This is a genomic window from Mycobacterium sp. KBS0706 (genome assembly GCF_005938675.2).
In the GTDB taxonomy this organism is placed as follows: domain Bacteria; phylum Pseudomonadota; class Alphaproteobacteria; order DSM-16000; family Inquilinaceae; genus Inquilinus.
Genome location: NZ_VCCH02000050.1, coordinates 22,408 through 46,289, shown reverse-complemented (window position 1 = coordinate 46,289; position 23,882 = coordinate 22,408). Strand labels below are relative to the sequence as shown.

The following is a 23,882-nucleotide window of genomic DNA, read 5'->3' as shown; positions in this document are numbered from 1 at the left end:
CGTCAGCCCTCCCGATCCGGCAGCGCAAAAGCATGGGTCGCCTTCGCCGCCCAGGCTGCATAGGGATCCTCGACCACCTTGCCGGCTTTGGCATGAGCATGGACCAGCGACCAGGCGCCCTGCGCGTTGGTGCCGAGGATCCCGCAATGGCAGGGATAGATGCCGTCGCGGAACAGGATGATCAGGTCCTCGCGCAGCTCGGCCAGCGAGGCCGGCTGGGTCCGGGCCGCGATCTCGCGCACCACGTCGTAGCCGTGGGCGCCACGGCGGTATTCGGCCACGTCCTCGACCGCATGGCCCATGTCGCGCGCGGCGAGCAGCGCCAGGCCGACGCAGTCGATGCCGAAGCGGGATCGGCCGATATGCCGCCACTTCACGCCGAGATAGCAGCGGGCGGCATCAACCAGTCGCATCGGGATACCTCAGCACCTCGTCGCGGCCGGGCAGCAGCGGCTCGGCCCGCATGTTGATGATGTTCGCCCATTTGTGGATGCAGTGGTCCCGGGTCTTGAAGCATCCCGGGGTCAGCTCCAGTTCGTCGCCGATCGCCGGCAGGTACGGCGCCGGCAGGTGCAGCACCAGGTTCCCGGTCGCGGTCCAGCTGCGGATCTCGATCGCCTTGCCGGCGTTGGGGCCGGTTTCAAAGCGGGCTAAACCGTTGTTGAACCACTCGTCGACGGCCCGCGGGTCGGCGCAGCTCGCCAGCACCGTCCGGCGGTCGAACGCCGCGGTGATCGTGGCTGGGGCCCGGAACGGCGCCAGGTCGATCTTGCAGCGGCTGTCGCCGAGATCGGCTCGGCATTCGGTCTGGTACACCTCGCCGATGTTCTGGGCCAGGGCCTGCGTCAGGCCGCGCAGCTCGCTCTTGAAGGTGCCGTCCGACAGAGTGACGACTTCGCCCAGCCGGCCGCGCCGCAGCAGCATCTGGCCCTGCGAAAGGTCCGCCCAATTGACCTGGAAGATCCGGACCTCGGCATAGTCGAACAGCCCGGCGCGGATCTCCTCCGGCTGGATGGTTTCGTGGTCCAGCACGCCTTCGACGTCCAGGTTGTCGACCGCCATGCCGGCCTGGTTGGCGATGGCGCTGCGGCTGAAGCCGGCGGCGGCATGGTAGGGCTGGACGCCGATGACGAGATCGCGATCGTGGTCGGTGAAGCCGAGCACCAGGCCGTCGAGCCGCTGCAGCCGCCAGCAGGTCGCCAGCGTCGTCAGCTCGCCGTCTAGATGGGCCCGATAGGCGAGGCTGGTCGCCTTCATTCGTCCCGTTCCTTCAGCTCGACGATAGGGATCGTCGGAATCGCCCCCAGGCCGCCGCCGCGCAGCTCGAGCCCCAGCTCGTCGATGTCGAAGCGGACTGGCAGGTCGAATTCGCACGCGACCTCGATCACGGCTGCGGCCGCCGGCGCCGTGCCGAACAGCACCTCGCCGGTGTTGAAGTCGACCGCGACCTGGCCCGCCGGCGGCATCGGCCGCGGCGAGGGGGGCATGCCCGTGTCCCAGCCGTCGGGCAGCAGGCTGCGAAGGACGCCGTTGACCCAGATCTGGGCGGTTCCGCGCACCGGTCGCGTGATCGCCCGGTCGAACGGCGCCGGGCCATCGGCCTCGTACCGCTTGAAGATCGGGAAGCTCCGCGTGGCGCCATCGCCCGTGCCGATTTGCTGCCGGTCCATCTCGGAGTCCGCCCAGTCGCGGAAGCGGAATCCGCGCGCCCGGGCCCGACGCGCATAGAAGAACGCCAGCACCGGGCGCAGACCGTCGAGATCGTCGATGGCGAAGCCGATGTCCCAGCGTCCCCGGTTCAAAGACCAGTTCTGGTTGCGCTTCTCGCGCCCCGACGACAGCTCCTTGATCGTGGTGTTGAAGCCCGGGCCGCCCTTGGCCCCGCGCTCGATGTAGATCGGGAGCCTGACGTCATCGAAGGAATTAGCCATTGCCGCCGTTCCTTCGGATCGCCCGCAGCATCTCGGCGCCGAAGCTCGACATCACCTGGCCGCGGGATCGGCGGAAGCCGTCGAAATCCGAAACGCCATGGAGATGGATTTCCGCCTTCACCTGGCTGCCATTCTGGCCCCGGACGCCGACGTCCTGGTCGGTGGTCCGCATGCCGGAGCTGAAGCTGGCCGGTGGCGGCGTCGGCATGGCGAAGTCGAACACCCCGCCCCGGGCATGCGGCACCGCCGGCGGCAGGGCAACGCCCAGGCTCCCGTCCTGCAGCCTGGTCAGGTGCAGCGGCACCACCGACCCGTTGGCGTTGGCGGCGCGGACGGCTAGGCCCTTCGCGCCGGCGATCAGCGGCATGATCGCCTCGGGGCCGGCCTCTCCCATCAACCCCATCTGGCCGTCCGCCATCGGGAAATACGTCGGGCCGTTCACCACGGTGCCGGACGCGAAGGCCCGCACCGTGCCGCCGACGAAGGCCGCGCCCTTGCTGAAGCCGAGGAACGGCGCGGCGACGCTCAGCAGGCCGTTGAGGATGCCGCTCAAGCCGCCGCCGACATCGCCGGACAACAGGCTGCCGAACCCGTTCACGAGACTGCCCAAGGCACCACCGAAGCTGCCGAGGAACCCTGATCCCTCCTGGCGCACGCCCTCGGCCACGTCGTTCAGCGCATCTCCGACCTGGTCGACGGCGCCGCCGAGCACGTCAGTGCCGGCGCCACCCTGCAGCTTGTCGCCGGCCAGGCTGCCGGCCAGCTTGTCGAGCGTCGCGTCGGGCCGGTCCGGCAGCAGACCGGCGGCCAAGCCACCGGCGATGGCGCCGCCGGCGACGTTGATGGTCGCGGTCGCCACAGCGAAATCCGCCTGGGCCAGGTTGCTGTTGTCATTGGCCGGGCCGGTCCCGAGCAGATCATCGAGCAGTCCGCCGAGGCCGCCCCGGCTGGCCTGCTGGCCGGCAGTGACGTCGCTGTCGCCGCCCAGCAGATTGCCCATCAGACCGTCCGCCCATTGTCCGGCCCGGTCGATCAGCGGGTCGATGATGAACTTCTCGGCGGCCAGGTCCGCCAGCCGATTGCCGAAGGTCATCAGCGCATCGCCGGCGGTGCTGAAATCCGTCGTGATGCTGCGCGCCAGGTCGCCCAGCGCCGACTTGGCGTCATCGGCAAAGCCGAACAGCTCGGGGTTGTTGAGCCGCTGCAGCTGGCGCTGGATCGCCTCCTGAGCGTCCGCTGCCGTGTAGCCGGCCTCGGCCAAGCGCTCCAGGACGCCGGGGTCCATCGACTGCAGCGCCGTCTGCATCTGGGCGAGCTGGCGATACTGGCGTGACAGCTCCTCATCCGGCGTCGCCGTGGCGCCGATCAGGGAAATCGCCTCGCTGGTCAGCTGCTGGCGCTTGCGCTCCTCGATCTGGAGTTGCCGCAAGCGCTCACCCTGCTCGGCATAGGCCGCCGCGGTCTTGTCGATCTCCGCCCGCATCTGCTCGCTGACCTTGAGGCCGGCGGTCTGGGCGGCATAGAGCAGCTGCTGCTTGACGGTCAGCTCGGCCGAGGCGCGCGACGTCAGGCCGATCGCGTCGGCCTGGGTCTCGGTCTCATCGGTCGCTTTCTGGATGCGCTCGATCTCGCGCCCATAGTCGTTCTTCTGCTTGGCGGCACGGACCGCGGCCTTGGCGGCGAGCTTGTCCTGCTCCCGGTCGAACTTCTCGCCGGCGGCGACACCGGCATCGTCAATCAGCGGCTGGGCGTTGATCACCTGGCCTTGGATCGCGGCCTGGGCGGCACGCTCCCTGGCCTGGTCCACCGCCCGCTGGCGCGCCCGCGCTCGCTCGGCCGTCTCATTGCCGATCGCCGCCGCGTCGGCCCGGGTGTTGTCGATGCCCCGGCGGATGTCGGATTCCGCCTGCATGCGGTTGAACGTCTGCAGGAACTGCGATCCGAAGCCCTCGGCCTGGTCCACGATGGTCCGGGCAATCGGCATGTTGAGGTAGCGGTCGATGGAGCCAATCAGCCGGTCGACCATATCCGCCGACCGGCCGACCGCCGTGCCGAGCTGCCCCATGGCGACAGCCGCGTCGATCACGTCCCGGTCCAGCTCATCCGCCGTCCCGCGCGCCGAGCGCATCAGGGCTTCGAGCAGGCGGATCTCCTGGCTGCCGGTCTGAGTGTCCCGTGATAGGCGGGAGACGCTGCTGGCGATGCCCTCAATGGCTTTGCGGGCCTCCCCGTCCGTCTCCTGGGCGATACTCTGCAGATCCCGGTGAAGGTCGGAGAGGAAGGTCCGATCGCGGTTGCCCTCGAACAATGGCTTCAAAAGTGCCTGGACCTTCGCATCGAGATCGGGCGGGATCTCGACGTCGAGCTGGACACGGACGCGGGCCGGTTCGATCCGCGCCAGGCCGAATTCGCCATCGGGCAGTGACCGCGCCTTGTCGAAGGCGACGCCGACCTTGCCCAGCTCGTCGATCGCCTGCTTGGCGGCCTGGTCGATCGCCCCGAGCTGGCCCTTGATCTTGTCCTGGAACTCCAGGGCCGCCGCCTCGCGGGCGGCGCCGGACATCCCGATGAAGCTGTAAGCCAGCTGGTCGGCCTTCTGCTTCGCCAGCTCGCCGGTGCTGGTCCACTTCTTGAGGTTCTCCTCATGGATCTGCACCGCCTCGTCGGACGAGACGGTCGCGTCCTCGAACAGGCCGAACCCGTTGGCCAGGCCGGCGGCGATGGCCAGGGCAGCGCCGGCGACGGCCCCCCAGACGCCGAAGATCCCCAAGACCTGCGTGCCCTGCTGGGCAAAGGCGACCAGGGCGGACTGGCCCGACGAGACCTGGACCGCGAAGTCGCCGATCTGATAGCCCGCCTGCTGGGCCACGGCGCCGAAGCCGCCCATGCGGTTGCCGCCGGCCTGCAGGGTCTGCTCGTAGCGCTGCAGGACCTCGGCGCCGCGCTGCTGAGTGATCGTGCCTTCCTGCACCGCATTCTTCAGCACGTCCTGGGCTTCGGCCAAGAGCCGGGTCTGCCGGGCGGCCGGATCGGCCGCCTCGACGATATCCCGCAGCGCGCGGGCCTGGGCCGAGAGCGGCGGCACGGTACCGGGAAGCGAACCGCCGGCGCCGCCCTGTGCCGCCAGGAAAGCCCGCATGGCTGCCGTGGCCTCGGTCAGGGCGCGGGTGTTGTCGTTGACCGCCAGGGTTTGCGCTTCGACGCTAGCCTCGATCGCCGAGGCCGCCGCGGCAGCCGCAGCCCCGGACTGCTGGACCTGCTCGGCAGCTGTGGCATTGGACTGCCCCATCGCCGCCGCAGCCGTGGCGGCAGCCTGCTCGGCCGCGCCGAGGGCCGAGACCCGCGCTCCTGCAGCGCCGGCGGCGGTGCCGATCGCGACGATCGACGCCGAGGCCGGGCCGGCGCCGGCGGCCGATGCCTTCACCTGGTCGATGCCCTGGCGGGTATCGGCGAGTGCGGCCTTGGCACTGCTGGAGTCGCCCTCGATCCGGAGCGCGACGCGCATATCGGTCATCGGCTGTTCAACGCCTTCCGTGCGGCGGCCTCCATGACGCGGAGGTCCGCCCAGAGTTCAGGGGTCAGGTCGATACCTGCGGCCTTGGTGCTGGCGATGGCGGCGCCGTAGTCGAGGCCGATGTAGATGAGGGAGCCGGGTCCGAGGCCGCCCGGCACGCCTTCGGTGCGCCATTGGGTGCAGACCGAGGGCCAGGCGCAGATCGCGGGCACGTTGTCGGGCCAGATCCGGACGGGAGCGCCGATCGAGAGGAGACCGAGGCGCTTGCGCATCGCATCGATCTTCGTCTCGGACGCGCCGAACCGGCGCATATCCTGGATGGCTTCCGGCTCGATCTCGGCTGTGCTGGGACCGCCGCGGACCCATTGCCGGGCGGCCTCTTCTAGTTTCCCAGCTTGCCGCCTTTGGCGCCGTCGAAATACGCATTGATCAGCGCCGAGCGCGCATAGGGGATGTTGATCGCTCGGTCGCGCAGGGCATCGCTGTACGGGATCGGCTGCTTGTCGCCGCCGACGATGCCGCCGAGGCCCACCACCACCGCCTGCAGGAACTGCGTCGTCCCGGCGATGGTCGCGGTGTCGTACTGCGCCAGCTCGTCATGTCCGAGCAGGCGGAAGGTGGCGTCGAAGCTCACGGTCTCGAACCCGCCGTCGATCGGCTTCTGTGCCTTGACGCTGTGCTTGAAGGTCGGGTTCTCGTCCAGGATCCAGGTCATGTGCGGTCTCTCAGGTGAGCGTGATGGTGAACTGGTCGTCGCCTGCGGTCGGCTGCGGTCGCAGGGTCAGCGGCCATTCGGTCACGCCCTGGTTGTTCTGGTAGCCGGAGAGCCGGCCGACCTGGCAGCGCGGTGCCTTGACGGTGGTGATGAAGCCCGGCGCCGTGCCGTGGGTCAGGACGAAGGGCACCTTGGTGCGGGCCTCGGCCAGGCTGAACGGATCGAACAGGTTGAGCGGCTGGGCCTCGACCACCATCGACAGCTCCTCGGCCCGGTCGACGATGATGATGCTCTCGCTGCCGAGCAGCAGGCGCGGCTGGACGGTGTTGCCGAGATTGAGGTTGGCAGACCGCGTCACCATCGTGACGCCGTTCAGCGTGCTGACCGGGGTGTTGGCGCTGGTCGCCAGCTGCGGGTCCATGAAGTCGGCGAAGTCGACGGCCGGCGGCGGCGACTGCGTCGGCTTGCGCCACAGGCCGGTCAACGTGACCCGGAGGCCGGGGAAGCCCTGGGTCTCGACCTGCACCTCGGCGGTGCCGCGAGCGCCCAGCAGCACATGCCGGGTCTCGTCGATGAAGAAATGCACCGACACCGACTCATGCTGCCGGCTGATGGGGTTGTACTCGACGCTGGTGCCTGCGGTGATCACCTCGGCCAGGCCGCAGGCGCGCGCCATCGGGCTCCAGGCCGGCGCCGTGCCGGCGGTGCCAGAGCCGACCAGCTCGATCGTGCCGGTCAGCACCGCGTTCAGTCCGGCCGGATACTGCTCCTGCCCGCCGAGATAGGGCCGCTCCAGATTGCGGGAGACGTCCTGGCCCTCCATGGGGCGAAATTCCACGTTCGTGAGGAGCATCGCATTGGCGCCGGTCGGGGCCGCATCGGTGCCGTAGGTCGCCTCGGGCTTCACCAGGATGGTCTTGCTGGCCCAGCGGATCGGTTCGGCCATGGCTACTTCTCCCCCTTCGGCCGGGCGCCGGTCGGCGGCGGCTCTGCCGCGGACTTGGCCGCTGGCGCCGGCGTCTGTACGGACGGCACCGCCCGCTCAGTCCAGGTGACGCGTTCGAGGGAGCCGTCCGGCTTGCGGACGTAGCTGCCGCCCTTCGCAGGCAGGCTCATTGCGAAATCCTCAGCAGTTGCGGAATGGAGAAATCGATCTGATGGAAGGCCCGGCCGGCGTTGAGGCCGAGCAGCGCGCCGCGCTCGGCGCCGAAGGGTTCCCAGCCGCCGGGTGGCTTCCACCCGGCCAGGGCGCGCAGCACGAGGTCTTCGAGCTGGTCCAGCTCGGGGATGGTCTCGGCGCCGATCGCGTCACCCGCGAAGTCCACCACCAGGATCACCGCCAGGCGCCGCCGCAGCTGCTGGCTGTGCGGGCCGGCCACGTTCATGGTCTCCCCAACCCGGAAGCCAAGCGGCACGACAAAGGCCGCGGTTCCGCCCTGCGGCAACGATCCGGCCTGGATGAGCGCGCTCATCTCGCCGGCGCGACCGATCCGGCTGGCCAGTGCTGGCACCCGCTCAGTCAGGCGCGCGATCACGTGATCGACGAGGGTCACGGCGCACCATCCGCGATGGCGAGCCATTCCTTGACCTGGGCCTCGATCTCGATGCGATCGTCATTGTCGATGCCGAGATAGGGCCGCTCAGGCATCTCAATCTCATATGCCCCCACCTCATGGTCCGTGGCGAAGTTTGCGAGCCGCTTCGGCACGAACCGGTGCGACAGCTCGTCGGCGCGGGCGTCGTAGCGGCGATAGACGGTCTGGGTCCGTGCCTCGCGCTTGATGGTGCCGCCGAGCTGGTGGATGCGGGCATAGGCGACGTCGCTGCCCCAGGCGACGCCGTTGTCGTCCGCGACATGCGTGATGGACTGCACAAGCCGCGCCGACAGCTGCAGGGTCTTGCCGCCTTCGAGCTTCGCGCGGAGCGACTGCGGCCACGGATTGCCGTCCGGCGCCCGCTCGCGTTCGAACCGCATCTGGGTCGAGACCACCATCGCCGCGCCGATACCATCGTACAGGCCGCGGGCATTGGTCATGCGGTCGACCACCCGGCCCACCGCGGCCCGGACGGCGGCATCGTCGACCCGGATCGAGACGCCTTCCATCAGACGAAGCCTCGGAGGCGCTCAGGCGTGAAGACGCGCGGCGAGCTGGTCGACACGCTGCCCGAGGAGTTGCCGCGCTCCGGCTCGATCCCGTCGAGATCGAGGCGCTGCCGTCCGGCCGCGATGTCCTGCAGCGTCTTGATCGCGTCACGATAGTCGGCCGTGATCTTCTCGTCCGGCGCCCTGCGGTGCAGCTTATAGATCGCCACCGCCTCGGCCACGTCGACCAGCAGCTTGGGCACCGAGGCGATCGGCAGCCGGTAGCGCGCGGCCAGGTAGCCGTCGATCGTCGCATCGGTGTCGAGCAAGGCGCGCTCGACCACCTCGGCATCGACCTGGCCGGTCGCCGGCTGGCTGCGGTCGGTCAGCTGCCCCAGCAGCTTGGTCCCGTACCGGTCCTCGAGCTGGCCCTGGGTGGCGTAGGTCACTTCGCCTTGCCCTTGCGGCTGGCGTTCGCGGAGGGCGGGCCGATGCGTTCGCCCAGCAGGGCGGCGTCCTCGTCCGACAGCTCGGGGAGCGGGTCGCCGATCTCGAAGCGCTGGCCGCGATACTTGATCGCGACCAGGGCCACCAGGCGGGTCTGGGCAGGCTCAGCCATCAATTGACTGCGTCCTGGATGAGGTAGCCGGCATAACCGGCGATCACCAGCTCGCGCACGCTCTCGCCCATGCGGACGCGCTCACCGCCCCGAAGGCCGATCTTGCTGTCCGGCATCGAGCCCGCGATCTTGTCGCCCCATTGCGCGGTCGCGGCGAAGGTCAAGTCCGGGGACCGGAACGAGAAGTTGCGGTTGCGGTAGATGAAGGACGCGTGATTGCCCCAGACGCGGGCCAGGTTCGCCGCCTGGCCCTTGCGGGCCGTGTTCAGGCGGGACTGGCCGACGACGACCTCATCCAGCTCCAGTAGGTCGGCCACGGCCTGGCGGGTGGCGACGGCCTCGTCGCCGGAGTTGGCGTTGACGGCCTTCGCGATCTTCGGGTGCCGGCGCAGCTTGGACCACACCTTCTGGCCCAGGACGGCAATGTTCGGGCGTACCAGGCAGACTTCGAGACCTTCGAGGATATCGTCGACCGGGTTGCTCGCCGGGTCGTCCCAGCGGTCGGCCGCGGTGGCGAGCTGGATCTTGTTGCCGGCCGGATAGGTCGCCGGATTGAACAACAGCTTGGCGGCGCGGACCTCGCGGCCGAGGGCGATGTAGTCGGTCAGCCGCTCGGTCGCATGGGTCCGCGGGTCGTAGCCCATGGTCGCGCCGGTGTTGATGTCCTCCTGCGGCACCGGATCGTCCAGGCCGTAGTCGTCGACGCTGCCTTCCCGATCCTCGGCCCGGAACTCGATCTCGTTCGGCGCGCCGGTGCGGCCGACCTTCGTGTCGGTGACGTTGAAGCTCTCGTCGATCGGGTATTCCCACCACTTGAACAGCCGCGACGGCACGGTCGCGCGGGGGATCACATGGTCGGCGATGTACGCCTGGTTGCGGTAGCCGACCGCGACCGCGGTCAGCTTCGGATCGACGGGAAACGGCGCCTGGATGGACATGAGACCTCGCTTGGGCAGGGTTAGGCGGCGACGCCGCGGTCGATGAGAACGGAGCCGATATCGCCGAGGACGCCGGTCGCCATGGCCTTGCCGATGACGCGGTTGCCGGCGGCGGCGACGGCAACCGCACGGCCCTGGGCATCGGCGGTCAGATCGTCGCCCCTGGTCACGGGGCCGCCGTACTCGACCTCGGCGATCCCGGTCAGGACGATGTCGAATGTCACGCCCACGGCGCTGGCGCCGAGCATGTCGGTGACGCCAATCGACTTGTCGGCCGCCGCCGCCGCCGCAATGGCCGTATCGTCGTCAGCACCGAATTTGACGATGCGATACGGCGGGACGATCGCCCCGGCGACGAACGGCTTGACCAGGCCATGGTTACGCACGGCGGACCTCGTTGTTGGTGGTGACGTGGTCGACCGCCGCCGCGAAGCTCACGCTGTCGCCGATCGCGGCCCGGTCGGCCTGGTACTTCTTGGCCCGGTCGGCGATCGACTGCGCGGTCTCGTCGGCCGCCCGCCCGCCGGAGGCGACCACCTCGCCGAACGCCACGGTCGGCTGCAGCGAGGACAGGAACCGCCGAAAGAATCCGGCCGGGGTCTCCTTCTCGGCCCCATCTCCGGAGGCAAAGGCGACGGTCTCGGTGTCGTCCAGCTTCGCCAGGAAGGCCGCGACCTCGTCGCGGTGGCCCGCCGGCACGCGATTGGCGGCGATCAGGCCGTCAACGAATGTGGCGTCGGCCATGCGCCGGCGCTCGGCCGCCTCGGTGGCGAAGGCGGCGAGGCGCCGGTCTTTCTCCTCGTTCTCCAGGCGCAGCCGTTCCAGCTCCGCCGTGTCCTTCTCGGACATCGGGTTCTCCTCGGTGGTGGGGGTGGTGGCCGGGGCCGCGAAGGCGGGCGCCGGCTCGGCCGGGGTTGCGGGCTTGATCGCTTCCTCGGTGAGGAAGTCGAGATCCCAGGACGGGATCACCTGGTCGGCGACCTCGGTGCCCTTGTCGCCGATGATCCATTCACGCAGGCGGCGGAGGATCGTGACGACCGTGCGTTCCTCCCAGCCGAACTCGACAGTCTGGCCATTTTCGGCGGCAAACTGGACCGGCGGCAGCCCTTCGACGGCGGGCGGATGCGCGCCGAGGAAGCCGACATGCTTCAGATACCAGGTGCCCGGCACGGGATTGCCGGACGCTTCGGGCCGCCAGAAGCAGGCCGAGACCTGGGAATATCGGCCGTCATTGACGAGCTGGGCAAACGCAGCCTCGACCCGCTCGGGGACCACGCGAAGCTTGTCGCCGGCCGCCTCGACCTTGCCGACCCAGCCATAAGCCGGGTCCTCCATCTTCGGATGGCCGATCACCAGCGGCGCTGGCCGGATGGAAGGATCGTAGGCCGCCGCCGAGGCGGCTAGGTCACCCACGGTGATGGTGACACGCGCCCCGCTGGCATCCGTCCGGGTTCCGGCACGGAAGGCGTCGAAGGCATTGAGCGGAGCGTTGGGCACAAGGAACCTCGATCGGTGCGGGATCGAGGTCTGTGATAGGCTGAAGAGGTGAGGGCGAATTGACCCTACGTCGTTGGGTCAGAGACGCCCTCTCGGATGGTCCCAGCCTGCCATTGCGTTGGGGGCGACGTCGATGCTCTTGGAGGATTGGCGCTAACGGGGGGCTAACGCCTCATAGAACGGCTCGGCGGTCATGGCGCTATCATGCGTAGTTCGTCAGGGTTCAAGGGGCTCAGGCGGCTCCCTATGACGCTGCTCATAGATCGAATAATCGCGCCGCAGGGATGGATCATACAAATTCACCGCTCCGACGTGGACGCGGGCTAACTCTGTAGCTCGCTCAAGACCATTCCGATAACGGTGAAACAATGTGTCATGCTCGATAGAATATCTCACATTACCTGGCAAAAAGCGTTGCGCTCTCTCGGGATCCTCTTGGTAAAATATTTTATATGAGCCCAGTTCTTTATAAATTGCATCTTTAAGAATTTCAAATGCCGTACCTATTTTTCTTTTATCATCATCACCAATTGGGCCAATAGTTGCGAGTATAATCTTGCTCACAGCGGGAAATCGGCCCTTCATGTTCTCCTTCATTTCCGCAATAAGTAGTATAGCTACGCGTTGTTGTAGCGGATTCATTCCAACGGGAATATTGCCGAATCTAGGAAATATTTGATCCATCATACCATAATTTATGGACCAAAATGGATCGTCAAAATTTGAAAAATTGTTCGCATTGCCGCACATAATTCTGACTACTAATTCTGCCACTCCTTGGACAACGTTGAATTTTCGAGTCAACGCTTCATACTCAACCGCGTAAAGCGCTCGCCTAATTTCCTCATTCATTGCGACAAATGAATTCTGTACCAATTTTATATAGTTACGGACGCCTATCCTCAAATAAGAGATCAAATGCTTTTTCCCGGGATCAACTTTTATTTGGTCAACGATATCATGACAAATCCACTCGTACTTCTCTGCAAGTTCATATATGCCGTGCCCCGACCAATAGTCGCCACAGTTGTTTAATGTTAGGATTGTCTGTTCAGAAGCATGAGATAGGCTTCGAATAAAATCAACCCTCACTCCTCGCAAATCGTCATACCGGATGCCGCTAATGGGCGAATACGCACGGACGATTACCTCGTCTGAAAACAAAGCTGCTGTCAGAACGGGAGCTTCACGAAGCCCTCCAAATTCCATCTCGCGGGTAAGCGCGGATCGTTCTGCGCGGATCGCTTGTCGACCAATCTCACGGACAAACAACTCCGCCGCAAGCGGCGCATTGCCTCCTTTACTAATTCCCACAAGTAGTTCCGCAGAATCCCAAGAACACTTCGAGACGATAGTCTCACAAAAACTGGGGTCTGCCATTAAACGCAAGAGGGCAACTGCACACTCTCCATCTCTAAGATCCGCATCGTGCGTGAATGAATAAAAAGCATCATCACTGGGCGCCCGCTCCAGAAATACGGCAGCCCTACACATGTCCGGAATACTCGGTATAATCTCTCGAACAAAATCCACTCGATCGACGTCATCTGCGTGAGCTAGCATTCGACCGGATAAATTTACAAATGTTTTGTACTTACCTTTTTGTAGTTTGGCAACAATGAGGAACGATGCAGTAATAATTAGGAGTCCTGATGCAAAAGCCACTCCTGACAGAAGTTCCCAGAAAATAGATATTCCAACAATCCAGGCGTCTGGTATATTCGCCTTGGGTATCAAGGCGGCGACAAAGGCAAATGCAGCGCCAGCAAATACAAGTGTGTAAGCTGTATACAGGCCGATCGGCATGTTAGACAGTCGGAACCGATAGATTGGCTTTAGAAATTGTGGGATGGCTAGTGTTATGCCGAGGGCGGCAATCGCATCGCCGATTGAGAAATATACGATTTGAGACTCAGGTAAACCGGAGACCATGTTGATATGCCCCATGACCCTTCGCGGTGGGCAGAACTCGGCTGCTTGCGCGCGTGGTGGCTTAAATGACGAGAGCCTAAACCTATCCCCTTACAAAGCATACAGCTGACTAGGCGCCGTTGGCTGGGCCACACTGCCCGCGCGCAATACCGCGGAACGGCTCGCGGGGGGCGGGTCTCGGCCGAGCCAACGATCAACGCTGGTACAGTAGGATGCCGTAGCGTGCGCGGCTGAGCTGCTCCGTAGAGGTCGGCGAAGCAAGGGTGACGCTGGACCATCCCTTGGGGGTCCACTCAAATGCCACCAGCCCGCCGCGTCGCTTGTCGTCGTCAAACCGCCTCAGATAGCGCCTCCGCAGGATGTAATTCGTTGGCTGACCTGGCTGAGCGACATCGAACCAATCCAGCCAGATCTCGTCTGGGTCTTTCAGCGCGGCGGCCAGAGCCAGGAGGTATTCGTCCCGACCCTGTCTAGTCACCTTAAATGTGCCGTCGTAGGTCCGAAACAGCTCGTCGGTGATGACTGTGCGCGTCCCGCTGGGATCGCGCCACACCAGGGGCTGCCCGATTTGCCCGCCGAACTCCTGAAGGAACGCGCGAACGAAGTTCTCCTCCGTCAGGCCGATCGGGAGCTCGGGCACAGGCGACAACGGCATGGAGGGCAGCGGAGGAAGGTGGGGGATCGACGTCGATCGAGGCAAAGCATCGAGCCGGGACGGCGCCTGACCTGGCAAGGGTGGGCTTGAAGGTTTCGGCCGCGGTAGCGGCTGCCGCAACTCGGGCGGGGTGACGCCGCGCATCCAGCTGTCGCCGGGATTGTAGCCAAAGCCGGTGTCGATGCCTTTTGGCGTCCAGATTATCTCGGTCGAGCCGTCCGGAGCACGGACCTCGCGCGGTTCCATCTCGATCTCAGGCGGATCGACGGTGACCTTCAAACCGAATCGCTTAAGGTCCCGTTCCGACAGGCTCTGGGCGTGGCACCGGCAATTCCAGCCGTTGGGCGGCCAGTGAGTTTTCCACCAGGGATGGTCGATCGGCAGGACGATGTCGTGCCAGGCGTAGTGCTCCGGCCGGGTGCGCGCGTCGTGCACGTCCACATACCGGGCATAGGGCCGGGTCGCCTTGAGCCTCTGGGCCTGCTGCCAGCGGCCCGAGCTGTAGGCCATGCGGGTGTTGGTCTCGAAGATGACTCGGCTGCGCCAGTTGCGGCTGCCGTGATAGCTCCAGCCGTGCTGGGCGACGATCCGGTCGAAGTCCGCTCGGAACGTCTCCAGCGTGCCGCCGGAGGCGATGGCCTGGTCGAGCGCCTGGCGGAAGTCGGCGAGCAATGAAGCCGAGGTGGCGCCGGCCACCGAGAAGGCCCGCGCATGGGCCTGGTGCATCAGGTCCGACCAACTGTTGGTCGGCAGGTTGGTTTTGCTGCGGAAGTGGTCTATCGCCTCGATGAAGTGGACCGGCGTCAGCGAGACGGGGACGGCTTCACCGACCATCGGCTTGGTCGCTCATGCCGGTCACAGCGGCCAGGGCCAGGCCGTCGCGCAGCAGCTCGGCCAGGCCGTCGATCGGCATGGTCGACTCCAGCCGCGCCAGGCGTGCCGAGAACTGCACCGGCGTCTCGCGCAGGCGGATCGCTTGGTCCAGCTCGGCCTTGACCGCGTCGATCATCGCGTCCAGCACGGGGCCGCCAGCCGCCTCGATCTGGTCGGTCAGATCGTCGCCGGCGTCCCGCACGGTGGGCGCCGCGAAAGCGGCGGCCCGGGGCTGCTGCTCCGGCGGCAGGGCTGCCGGCTCGGGCTTGCCGACGAAGAACCACCGTCCGTTGACCTGGTCGACGAACTCGGCCTCGGGATCTTCTGGCTCGTAGCCGGCAGCCCGCATCCGATCGACATAGTCGACGGCCGAGATCTTCGCATCCGTCTCGGCCTTGCTGGTCTCGGCCGCTTCCTTCCGGTTCTCCGGCCGGGGCCGCCAGACGGTCGGCGGCGCCGCCCCGAGATAGTTCGCCTCGGTGATCCAGGTCAGCAGCTGGCCGTTCAGCGTGGCCGACAGCTCGTCGCAGTCGCCGTCGCACAGATCCTGCCGCACCTCGTTGTGCGTCTCGCTCGCCGCCCGACTGCCGCTCTGCCCGATGTTGGTCGAGAGGGTCTCGCCCAGCACGGCCTCGGAGATCTGCTCGTCGAGCCAGCGGAGGAACTTCTCATAGGTGTCGACGCCGCCGGCGCGGGCTGCTTCGAGGAACTCGACCACCGTCCCTTCGGGCACCACCACCGCGCTGTCCTGCGCCAGGCCGGCCAGGTCGCGCAGCAGCTTGTCGGGGTCGACGCCGGGGCCATAGGTGCCCTTGGCCGTCGGCATGCCGAACTTTTCGCAGAACAGCGCCCAAAATTGGACGGCGTTGCGTTTGAAAAAGCACGGCCAGAACAACCGGTGCCCCAGGCCGAGGCCGTAGGGATCGAAGCTGGTGCCGAAGCGATGGACCAGGAACTTCCGCGCCGGCAGCGCTTCCCCGTCGAGCTGGTTTTCGGGGGTCAGGAGCCGAAGCTCCCAACCCCGGTTGAACACGAACCGCCGCGGATCACGCGCCTTAGCCGCGACCGGAACGATGAACCCGTCCCGCAGCTCCCAGATCAGCTCGCTGGTGGCATAGCCCTTGAGCTGGGCGTCGAGCAGGTCCAGGCACAGCCCGTCGAAGGCGAGCCCCCATTCGCCGGCGAGTACCCGCTCTACCAGCTTGGCGGCCTGTTTGTCGGCGCGCCTGGTGCCGCCAGGCTCGACCTTCCAGTCGCGCGACACCACGGCCCGCTTGCGCTTATCGAGCACGCCGGAGACGTGCCCGTCGCGGGCCAACTCGTCGTAGAGCTTTAGCCCCTTGCCGACGCTGCGCCGGGCCAGGATGTCGTCCTGGGGGCGGAGGATGTCACCCCATCCGAGGATCGTGATGTCCCGGCGCGCCGTGGCCTGCTCTGGCATCCGGACAAGCGCCCTTGCGGCCGGCGCGGTCTGCTGGTCGGTCATAGTCCGTATCCCTGGTATGGCCCTGGCCGGCCCGTGGCGTGCTGGATGCCGGCGCCCATGCGCAGCCGCGCCATCGCCAGCACCCACAGCATTTCGAGGCAGTCCGGCCCGTCGTCGTGATCGCCCTTCGGGAAGTGCCGCAGCTGGTCGAGCAGCACGGTCTGGCCCGGATGAAACCGGATCAGACCGTTAGCGACATGCGGCTGCAGGCTCTCGATCCGCAGGGCCTTGTCTGACTTGGTCAGGATCGGCATCGCCGGCACCGGCACGCCCCGCTGCGCCGAACGGCGGACCAGCTCCGTCCGGAAGAATTCCTGGAACTGGACCGCTTCCACGCCCCAGACGAGGCAGCGGTAGTCCCGCTGCAGGGCGATGACGTCCTCTATGATCTTGTCGGGCAGGCGCCGGGCGATCTTGGCCTCGACCACGTCGAGGATGCCGGTCTCGCGATTCATGCCGCCGACCAGCAGGGCCGAGGGATCGCGCCCGCGGTTCTGTTTCCCGAGGCTGGGGTCGCAGGCGCCGAAGAACATCCAGTGCGTCAGGCGCGAGACCCAGAATGTCGGCTTGCCGAACAGCGCGTCCTCGCTGCTGACCGGGTCGTTCTGATACTCGCAGTCGAACGGCCCGACCTTGATCCGGACGCGGATCTTCATCAGCCGGACGAAAGGCTGCACCGCCGGCCAGAGCACCTCGGCGCCGGCATCCATGAGCGCGCGGTTCTCGGCATAGAAGGCGTCGGCCGCCGGCTCGCCGTCGTTGCGGAGGATCTCCTCCCACCGCTCCCACAGGTCCATCCGATCCGGCCAGCGGACGATGGCCCGGAAGACGGTCGGCCGCCACATCGGGTTGCGCAGCTTCCGCGCCAGGACGGCGTCATAGTGCAGAATCGTCCCGACATAGATCATGTCCATGGAGCCGTCCGGCGGCCCGAGCGGCTCGACCGCCTTGTCGATCCAGGCTTCCAGCTTGTCGCGCTGCTCGAGGGATCGGACGTTATCGTCGTTCTCCAGATCGTCGAGCCAGGCCAGGTCGGGTCGATAGGCACCATGCCGGACGCCGCGCAGGCGCTTGCCCGAGCCGAACGCCTGCACCTTGACGTGATTGCGGGTGACGATGATGCCGACCTGCCAGACGCGGCCGACGCCCGTGGCGTCCGGGAAGTCCTGCGCCAGGCGCGGGTTGACCTCCAGCTCGACCTTGATCCCCTCCAGAATGGCGGCGGCCTGGTCGCTGGCGTCCGACATCACCACCGGGAAGCGTTTGTACCCGTAGACGATGCACCAGATGATGAACATCTGGCCGTGGGTGGTCTTGGCGTTGCCGCGCGGCGCGGCGATGGCTTCACGGGCGCCGGTCGTCTTCGCCGGGTTGTGGATCAGCCCCGGCAGGGTCGCATAGAGCCAGGTGTGGAAGCCGCTCGCGGCGCTGGTGACGTAGTGCGGGAAGTAGGTCGCGCAGAAAAAGCCGAAGTCGGTCGCGCCCCGCTCGATCCGTGCCTTCCGCGCGACCGGATCGGGGCTGAACCCTTGGACGCTGTTCTCGATCTCCTGGCGCACCTCGGCGGCCAACGCCGCCATGGCCTGGAGAAACTCGGCCTTCTTCGTCTGCCTGCCGGCGCCCTTCGCCATCGTCAGCCATACTTCTCGGCGACGAAGCCAGCAAAGGGCTCCAGCACCTCGGCCATGGCTGCGCCATGCTGCGGGAACCGGTCGCGGACGAACACGGCCAGCAGCTGCAGCAGCTCGGTGGCGACGGCATAGCGACCCAGCTCGGGCGCGGCCTTGGCGACCGCGGCCATGGTCTTGTGGAAGGCGTCCGACAGCCGGCTGATCGCCTCCGCCTTGTCCAGCGCCGGGACATCCCTCTCGTCGCGGAGCTGGTCCATGGTGGCCTGGTGCAGCGTCAGGAAGTCGGCCAGCACCATCTGGGCGATCATCCCCGCGCCGGAGGTCGACAGGGCGGCGGCGCCGCGCGCCTTGTCCCAGTCGTCCCCCATCGCCGCCGCCAGCCCCTTCCAACGACGCACGGTGCCCAGGGCCACGTCATGCTTGTCGGCGGCAGCCTCCAGCGACAGGCGCTCATAGATGTAGCTGCCGCGGACGGCAGTCTTCACTTCCTGACCATGCGCCATGGTCAGCGCTCCAGGATCGAGCGGGCCGCCGCGGCGCCGGCCCGCATCACGGCGCCGAACGACGGCTTGCGGACGCCGGGGACCACCTCGCGGCCGATCGCGACGTCGCCGCCCCGCGCCGTCAGCACCAGCATGGCGTCGGTCAGGCTGGTGTCGAGCAGGTTGGCTGTCACCAAGAACAGGATGTCCGCGTCCACCTCGGCCCGGCTCGATGCCATGGCCAGGCTCGCCAGCCGCGCGCACAGCCAGTCGATATGGACGACCGGGGCCACACCCGGCCAGGCGCGACGGCCTTCGGCGATCTCAGCACCGCGTTCGGTGACGGCCAGGGTGTCCACTCCGCTCCGGTCCTGGCCGGCGACGACCAGGGCATGATCCTGCAGCCAGGCGCCATGCGCCAGGATCTTGTCGCGGACGATCGGTGCTCCGGCATCGGCGGTCAGGTCGCGGATGAGGGAGACGTTGCCGGCGCCCTGCGGCAGCAGGGTCAGCAAAGCCAGGACCAGCAGGCGTTCCCGTTCCTCGGCCGGCAGGTCGGCGAGGCAGCGCAGGATGGCCAGGCGCCGGTGCTCGGCCAGGCGTTCGGCGAGTGCGATCATTGGCCACCCCGTCCGAGCAGATGGTTGGTCAGCATGCCGAGCTGGTCCGAGATGGAACTCAGCGTGCCGGTGTGTGCCTCCGACTTCGCATTCAGCTTCTCGATGGACGCGTTCTGCACCGCCACGGCGGCCTGCAGCGCCTTCATGTCGTCGCTGGTCGGCATGTGTTTCATGCGCTCCCCGATCAGGACGGTTTCGCGCTCGACCTTCTCGACGCGCTGCGACAGCGCGGCGACGTCGGTCTTCAAGGCGAAGCGCTGGGCCAGCACCAGCAGGGCGAGGTTGGCCAGGATGGTCAGCAGCCCGATCACCCACAGCCAGTGCTGCCGCACGGCATCGAAGAACAAATCCATCAGCGCCCCCCGCGCTCGATCATGGATTGGCAGAAGGCGCAGCGCCGCGCCCATGGGGCAGCCAGGCGCCGCTCGGGCGGAATCGGCTCCCCGCAGCCGTCGCAGTCCCGCGGCCCCGTGTCCTCGGCCGCCGTCTCGCGGGCGCGACGACGCCGATGCGGGTCGAGCGCCTTCGCCCTGAGGCGCTCCTCCAGCTCGGCTGCCTGGTCGAACTCATCCGGCACGGCACACCTCGAGCTGCTCGTCCAAGCGCTTGAGGCGCTGGTACCAGGCGCGGGTCGCGGGCTTCTCCGGCGGCGCCGCGAATTCGTCGGCGACGCCGGGACCGGGCACGGGGAAGGTCGGGCAGACGCTATTTCCGCAGCCAGCGGTCAAGATCAGCGTCGTCAACATCAGGGCGGGCAGCGATTTCATTCTGACGGGCCAGGATCTTGACGTTGCGTTCGGCCTCGGCGCCCTGTGCGGCCCGCAAGGCAAGGAACGGGACCAGCGCGGCTTTGATTAGCTCGGCCAGTCCCTGGACGATATCGCCCCACATCGGGCGCGCGCCGTCAGGAGCCGGGCGCCGGCAGCCGCGCCCGGATGTAGTCGGACACCCGCTCCTCGGTCAGGCCGAAGCGCTTGAGGGCATCCGGCGCCGACCGAGCCAGATAGGTGCCAGCATCGGCGATCCACTGGTCCCGCACCTCGACCTTGGCGACGTCGTGCCCCAGTTCCAGGAGGCGGTTCCGGGCGTAGTCGATCGACCGGGCGGCGATCGTCTCCAGATATGTCCGGATCGCATCGTCGGCCTTGAGCCGCAGCAGCTTGGCCGCCCAGCCGATGACGGCCAGGCCGCCAGCGCCGAGCGCCGAGATGACGATGCCGACGAGATAGTCGACGGTCGCGGTGAAATCGATGACGAACCCGTCGCTGGCCATGGCGACCGGGGCGACGAGGAAGGCGAGCAGCAGCGCGACGAACGCCGCCCAGATGGCCATGGGCCGCAGGGAGATCATTTCCGCTCCTGGGGGGTGGTGGTGTCGGACAGGGCGCCGCCGGCGCGGGTGTAGACGTCGAGCAGCGCCTCGAGCTTGTGTTCGCGCTGGCCGTAGCCGGCGCCGGGGAGGCTGGCCCAGATGTTGCGGCAGCGGTCGATCGCCTCCGCGATGCGCCCTTGGTGGATCAAATCCACGGCGCGCCGGCCGCGGATCAGCTCGACCGCGGCGAGATCCTGAGAGTCCGGAGTGAAATCGGGCAGGCGCAGCCGCTTCGCCAGATCATCCCAGGTGCGGGCCAGGAATTGGTAACGGCCCGCAGCGCTCGACCTGATCCTGTACCGGGGCAGCCAGACCACCTTGCGGGGATGGTCCGCGTAGTCTTCCACCAGCGTGCCGCCGACAACGACTCTGTAACCGTTGTCGCTGCCCGCGATCGTGCTGGTGCCTTCGGAATAGGCCAGCATGTCGAGGAACGCGGCAAGGTTCGCGGAACCGAGTTCGAAGGGCGACAGTCGCGGCATGGTCGGGCACAGCTCCGCAGAGGGGGCGGCTCGGCCGCCGGGTGCCCGACATAAAAACGCCGCCTCAGGGGCGGCGAATTGACCCAACGGAGTTGGGTCAGAGTGCTTTATGGCTCGGGAAACCTACGACGCTTCTCCTTCAGTGCCAACAGCCTCGATCATCGACCGATTTTTGTCTCTGGCCTGGAGTTTAACCGACAATCCCACCCTTCCTAAGTGCCTTGACTGGTCCAGAAACCAAGCGCTAAGTTAACGATATTTTATGTTGAATTAGTAATGTAGGCATGAGGGATATCCACATGGAATTTGAAGCAGAGTCGGCAGATACGCCGGACGCATTTCTTAAGACCTTAGGAGAAAATCTGAAGGCGAAGGAAGGTGCCGATGTCGGCATGGCGGACATCCTTAAGACGCACATCCTGAAAGCGGCGCCCGCGCAGAACGCCGTAACTGTGGCCAAGGACGCGATCCTGAAACTCGCAAGCGAACGCGCAAATCCTTCGCAGCCGGAGGTGGCCAATGGCTGACCCATACTTCCTCCAGTCCTTGGGACTTTCCGGGTTCCGCGCGTATCTCCAACCGAAGACGTTCGATTTCAGCAAGAAGCGTTGCCTGGCGATCTTCGCGCCGAACGGCAGCGGCAAGTCCAGCGTCATCGATGCGCTGGAGTTCATGTTCTCCGAGGACGGAACGCTCGAACGGCTCGGACAGCGCGCCATCAACAACCAGGCTGGTCCCGTGGCACTGGCGCACAATCTGGCTGAGGAGGCGAATATCGCGTCGGCAGTTACGATCGGCGTGGTCTCGGGCAAGGTTGTCACCAATGGCAGCCGACCGGCGACGGGGGCGAAGCGACCGATGCCGGCGGTGGCCGCAACTGTGAACGCCTGCTTCGCGGTGCCGCCGATCATCCGCGGGCATGCGCTGCGCACGTTCGTCGAAACGCACAAGCCTGAACAGCGCTATGCGGATGTCGCCAATTGGCTGCAGCTGGGGCCTCTGGTTGAGGTGCAGAAGAACATTCGTTCGCTGCGCGCGCAGGTGAAGGCCGCGGCCGAGGACGAGACGGCGCTGCAGCGCGTAGACACCCAGCTTGCCAAGGAGACGGCCCAGGGGGTGAAAGCCTGGGATTCGGCCACGGTGCTTGCCCACGCCAACGTGTCGGTCCTGGCGCCACTCGATCCGGCGCTGGTGCTGGCGGCGGTGGCGGCCGGCGATCCGGCCTATCTCGAACTGGAAGTACGCGCCAAGGCCGAGGAGAACAAGATCGGACTTGCGGGCTTGCGCCAGATCCGCAATGCGGCTGCCGCTTTGCGGGCGGAGACGACGGACGCGGAGAGCGGCGGCACTGTCGTCAGCGGTGCCATTCCGACCTTTGGCGCGGCTGTCGAGACGCTGTCGGCGGCGGCGAGTAAGGAAACGGAAGAACGCGGTAAGGCGGCGAGCACCGTGTTTCAGGCTTTGTGGAAAGCCGCAGAACCGCTTTTTGCCGAAGGGGTGGCGGCACCTGACATTTGTCCGGTCTGCGCAACACCAGTCGCGGATACGGCGGCGGGTAGCGCTGAGACGATTCGGGAACACCTCGCCAAGCACCTTGAGGAGTTGGCGGACTACGCCGCCGCTAAGAAGGCGCTCGACGACGCCAAGACTGCGGCGATCAAAGCACATACCCAGTTGGTGGCAGCTCTGCCCGGGCTGATTGGCCTCCTCGGCGATGGCGAGGCGGCATTGAAAGCCGATCTCATCGCGTATCAAGCGGGCATCGCCGGCTGGCCTCAGACCGCTGTTGCAGCTCCAGCCGGTATTGTTGCGGCAATCTCTAAGCTCCTCGCCACGCTCGATCAGGCCATCGCCGACATCGAATCGAAGCAAGGCGACCACACCTATATCAAGGCCAAGGCGAAGATCGATCGGCTTCTGGAGCTGCAAACCGAGAGGGACCTTGCGCTGCGGACGCGCGATGAAGTGGGGAAACTCTCCAATGCCTTGACGGCGCAGGCCACGATAATCTCGGCTGAGATCCGCAAGAAGGTGCAGGCCCTACTCGACAAACTTCAGACGCCGATGAACGATATCTACAAGCGGATCCAGGGCGCTGGCGCCACGCCAATCCGGCTGGAGCTGCCGGCGGAAGACGATACGAACCAGCAGCGGCTCAACCTCCTGATCGATTTTGCCAAGAACCGCACGGGCGTGCAGCCGGGTGGCTATTTGAGCGACTCACAGATCCATTCGGTGGCGCTGGCGTTGCGGATGGCGGCGATCCAGCAATTCAATGTTGGCGCGCCCATAATCGCGCTGGATGACATCGTCACCTCCTACGATGCCGATCATCGGCGCACCATCGCCGGGCTGATCGCCACCATGTTCGGCGACTGCCAGATCCTGATCACCACCCACGACGAGCGATTCTTCAATTATTTGAAGGATCAGCTCGAGGCGAAAGCGTGGCACTTCACCCGGATCATTGGCCTCGACCCGGCCTACGGGCCGCGTTTCGCTGATCATAAGGTCAGCGATGAGATGATCGAGGCACGTTGGGAGGCTGGCCAGTCGGCGGCCAACGAGATGCGCCAGGCAGAGGAGGAATGGCTTCTCGGCGTTTGCCGGGATTTCGGGGTCAGCGTACGCATCCGACAGCTGGAGAGGGCCTACTCCTACGAACGCAGCGAGTTGGCTTCAGCGCTCGCCAGCCTGCTCAAGGATGCCAAGCTGGTGCCGGCGCTGGTGCCGGGCGTCAACAACCGGTTCCTCGACAGTTTGGTGAAGGGCGAGATCGAGAATTTTGGCAGCCACTTCCAAGACGGGCCCTATGGCGACGGTTCGATTGGTGACGAGAAAGCGCGCTGGGAGGAGTTCAAGACTTTCCGCAGCCAGTTTGCCTGCAAGAAGTGCAGTCGAACGAAATTCCAGCGGCCCTTGACCCTTAAAAAGCCGGTATGTGCGCATGGTGGCTGCGAGGCGCAGTTCGAGTTTGCGGGAGCCCCGGTAGTGGGGGCCTGAGGGAGCGTTCGAAACTGCTTCCATCCCTCTGTTGCGGACGGTAGCTGTC

At 66.3% G+C, this 23,882-nt stretch carries 28 protein-coding genes; 2 read left to right on the top strand and 26 right to left on the bottom strand.

The window, feature by feature from the left end:
- Nucleotides 1–2: 2 nt before the first annotated feature.
- The 26 genes from FFK22_RS24720 to FFK22_RS24605 all read right to left on the bottom strand — a co-directional run bounded on the left by FFK22_RS24720 (nt 3) and on the right by FFK22_RS24605 (nt 20,830).
- Nucleotides 3–413 (bottom strand): hypothetical protein, encoded by a 411-nt coding sequence (locus tag FFK22_RS24720; RefSeq protein ID WP_138891154.1) that lies wholly within the window; start codon nt 411–413, stop codon nt 3–5.
- The gene (locus FFK22_RS24715) at nt 400–1,257 is read right to left on the bottom strand and encodes a DUF2163 domain-containing protein (RefSeq protein ID WP_138891153.1); all 858 of its coding nucleotides are present in this window, start codon (nt 1,255–1,257) and stop codon (nt 400–402) included. The genes FFK22_RS24720 and FFK22_RS24715 overlap by 14 nt, the downstream gene beginning before the upstream one ends.
- The gene (locus tag FFK22_RS24710; RefSeq protein WP_138891152.1) at nt 1,254–1,931 is read right to left on the bottom strand and encodes a DUF2460 domain-containing protein; all 678 of its coding nucleotides are present in this window, start codon (nt 1,929–1,931) and stop codon (nt 1,254–1,256) included. The genes FFK22_RS24715 and FFK22_RS24710 overlap by 4 nt, the downstream gene beginning before the upstream one ends.
- Nucleotides 1,924–5,445 carry a phage tail tape measure protein gene (locus tag FFK22_RS43955; RefSeq protein WP_221938827.1) on the bottom strand — a complete coding sequence of 1,174 codons (3,522 nt, stop codon included), beginning with the start codon at nt 5,443–5,445 and terminating at the stop codon, nt 1,924–1,926. Before FFK22_RS43955 ends, FFK22_RS24710 begins: the two co-directional genes overlap by 8 nt.
- The gene (locus FFK22_RS24700; RefSeq protein ID WP_138891151.1) at nt 5,442–5,756 is read right to left on the bottom strand and encodes a DUF1799 domain-containing protein; all 315 of its coding nucleotides are present in this window, start codon (nt 5,754–5,756) and stop codon (nt 5,442–5,444) included. The genes FFK22_RS43955 and FFK22_RS24700 overlap by 4 nt, the downstream gene beginning before the upstream one ends.
- Nucleotides 5,757–5,827: 71 nt before the next feature.
- The gene (locus FFK22_RS24695) at nt 5,828–6,160 is read right to left on the bottom strand and encodes a hypothetical protein (protein ID WP_138891150.1); all 333 of its coding nucleotides are present in this window, start codon (nt 6,158–6,160) and stop codon (nt 5,828–5,830) included.
- A gap of 10 nt (nt 6,161–6,170) precedes the next feature.
- Complete coding sequence (locus FFK22_RS24690) at nt 6,171–7,106, bottom strand: phage tail tube protein (RefSeq protein ID WP_138891149.1); 936 nt, start codon at nt 7,104–7,106, stop codon at nt 6,171–6,173.
- 2 nt (nt 7,107–7,108) lie between these two features.
- Nucleotides 7,109–7,276, bottom strand: a complete 168-nt coding sequence (locus tag FFK22_RS43160; RefSeq protein WP_186002634.1) for a hypothetical protein — start codon at nt 7,274–7,276, stop codon at nt 7,109–7,111.
- Nucleotides 7,273–7,713, bottom strand: a complete 441-nt coding sequence (locus FFK22_RS24685) for a hypothetical protein (RefSeq protein ID WP_138891148.1) — start codon at nt 7,711–7,713, stop codon at nt 7,273–7,275. Before FFK22_RS24685 ends, FFK22_RS43160 begins: the two co-directional genes overlap by 4 nt.
- Nucleotides 7,710–8,264 (bottom strand): phage virion morphogenesis protein, encoded by a 555-nt coding sequence (locus FFK22_RS24680; RefSeq protein ID WP_138891147.1) that lies wholly within the window; start codon nt 8,262–8,264, stop codon nt 7,710–7,712. Before FFK22_RS24680 ends, FFK22_RS24685 begins: the two co-directional genes overlap by 4 nt.
- A complete protein-coding gene (locus FFK22_RS24675) occupies nt 8,264–8,692 on the bottom strand; it encodes a gp436 family protein (RefSeq protein WP_138891146.1) in 429 nt (142 codons plus the stop codon). Before FFK22_RS24675 ends, FFK22_RS24680 begins: the two co-directional genes overlap by 1 nt.
- Nucleotides 8,689–8,862 (bottom strand): hypothetical protein, encoded by a 174-nt coding sequence (locus tag FFK22_RS43155; protein WP_186002633.1) that lies wholly within the window; start codon nt 8,860–8,862, stop codon nt 8,689–8,691. Before FFK22_RS43155 ends, FFK22_RS24675 begins: the two co-directional genes overlap by 4 nt.
- Nucleotides 8,862–9,800 carry a major capsid protein gene (locus FFK22_RS24670; protein ID WP_138891145.1) on the bottom strand — a complete coding sequence of 313 codons (939 nt, stop codon included), beginning with the start codon at nt 9,798–9,800 and terminating at the stop codon, nt 8,862–8,864. The genes FFK22_RS43155 and FFK22_RS24670 overlap by 1 nt, the downstream gene beginning before the upstream one ends.
- Nucleotides 9,801–9,820: 20 nt before the next feature.
- On the bottom strand, nt 9,821–10,186 hold the full coding sequence (locus tag FFK22_RS24665) for a DUF2190 family protein (protein ID WP_138891144.1): 366 nt from the start codon (nt 10,184–10,186) through the stop codon (nt 9,821–9,823).
- Complete coding sequence (locus FFK22_RS24660) at nt 10,179–11,297, bottom strand: peptidase (RefSeq protein ID WP_138891143.1); 1,119 nt, start codon at nt 11,295–11,297, stop codon at nt 10,179–10,181. The genes FFK22_RS24665 and FFK22_RS24660 overlap by 8 nt, the downstream gene beginning before the upstream one ends.
- A gap of 216 nt (nt 11,298–11,513) precedes the next feature.
- Nucleotides 11,514–13,244, bottom strand: a complete 1,731-nt coding sequence (locus FFK22_RS24655; RefSeq protein WP_138891142.1) for a hypothetical protein — start codon at nt 13,242–13,244, stop codon at nt 11,514–11,516.
- 178 nt (nt 13,245–13,422) lie between these two features.
- Nucleotides 13,423–14,718, bottom strand: coding sequence for a PBECR2 nuclease fold domain-containing protein (locus FFK22_RS24650; protein ID WP_138891141.1), 1,296 nt, complete (start codon nt 14,716–14,718; stop codon nt 13,423–13,425).
- Nucleotides 14,708–16,243 carry a DUF935 domain-containing protein gene (locus FFK22_RS24645; RefSeq protein ID WP_138891140.1) on the bottom strand — a complete coding sequence of 512 codons (1,536 nt, stop codon included), beginning with the start codon at nt 16,241–16,243 and terminating at the stop codon, nt 14,708–14,710. Before FFK22_RS24645 ends, FFK22_RS24650 begins: the two co-directional genes overlap by 11 nt.
- Entirely contained in the window at nt 16,240–17,874 is a 1,635-nt protein-coding gene (gene terL / locus FFK22_RS24640; RefSeq protein ID WP_138891139.1) for a phage terminase large subunit, read from the bottom strand. The genes FFK22_RS24645 and terL overlap by 4 nt, the downstream gene beginning before the upstream one ends.
- Before the next feature lie 2 nt (nt 17,875–17,876).
- Nucleotides 17,877–18,377 (bottom strand): DUF1804 family protein, encoded by a 501-nt coding sequence (locus FFK22_RS24635; RefSeq protein ID WP_138891138.1) that lies wholly within the window; start codon nt 18,375–18,377, stop codon nt 17,877–17,879.
- 2 nt (nt 18,378–18,379) lie between these two features.
- Complete coding sequence (locus FFK22_RS24630) at nt 18,380–18,976, bottom strand: hypothetical protein (protein WP_138891137.1); 597 nt, start codon at nt 18,974–18,976, stop codon at nt 18,380–18,382.
- Nucleotides 18,973–19,383 (bottom strand): DUF2730 family protein, encoded by a 411-nt coding sequence (locus FFK22_RS24625; protein ID WP_138891136.1) that lies wholly within the window; start codon nt 19,381–19,383, stop codon nt 18,973–18,975. The genes FFK22_RS24630 and FFK22_RS24625 overlap by 4 nt, the downstream gene beginning before the upstream one ends.
- Nucleotides 19,329–19,553 carry a TraR/DksA C4-type zinc finger protein gene (locus FFK22_RS44830; protein ID WP_221938826.1) on the bottom strand — a complete coding sequence of 75 codons (225 nt, stop codon included), beginning with the start codon at nt 19,551–19,553 and terminating at the stop codon, nt 19,329–19,331. The genes FFK22_RS24625 and FFK22_RS44830 overlap by 55 nt, the downstream gene beginning before the upstream one ends.
- A 128-nt stretch (nt 19,554–19,681) precedes the next feature.
- Nucleotides 19,682–19,867: a hypothetical protein gene (locus FFK22_RS24615; RefSeq protein WP_138891135.1), complete on the bottom strand. Its 186-nt coding sequence runs from the start codon at nt 19,865–19,867 to the stop codon at nt 19,682–19,684.
- A 13-nt stretch (nt 19,868–19,880) separates the two neighbouring features.
- Nucleotides 19,881–20,327, bottom strand: coding sequence for a hypothetical protein (locus FFK22_RS24610; protein WP_138891134.1), 447 nt, complete (start codon nt 20,325–20,327; stop codon nt 19,881–19,883).
- Nucleotides 20,324–20,830: a glycoside hydrolase family 104 protein gene (locus FFK22_RS24605; RefSeq protein WP_138891133.1), complete on the bottom strand. Its 507-nt coding sequence runs from the start codon at nt 20,828–20,830 to the stop codon at nt 20,324–20,326. The genes FFK22_RS24610 and FFK22_RS24605 overlap by 4 nt, the downstream gene beginning before the upstream one ends.
- 299 nt (nt 20,831–21,129) lie before the next feature.
- Here FFK22_RS24605 and FFK22_RS24600 point away from each other — a divergent pair, with 299 nt between their 5' ends.
- Together FFK22_RS24600 and FFK22_RS24595 are read left to right on the top strand one after the other, a co-directional pair.
- The gene (locus FFK22_RS24600) at nt 21,130–21,357 is read left to right on the top strand and encodes a hypothetical protein (protein WP_138891132.1); all 228 of its coding nucleotides are present in this window, start codon (nt 21,130–21,132) and stop codon (nt 21,355–21,357) included.
- Nucleotides 21,350–23,833 (top strand): AAA family ATPase, encoded by a 2,484-nt coding sequence (locus FFK22_RS24595; RefSeq protein ID WP_138891131.1) that lies wholly within the window; start codon nt 21,350–21,352, stop codon nt 23,831–23,833. The genes FFK22_RS24600 and FFK22_RS24595 overlap by 8 nt, the downstream gene beginning before the upstream one ends.
- Nucleotides 23,834–23,882 lie beyond the last annotated feature (49 nt).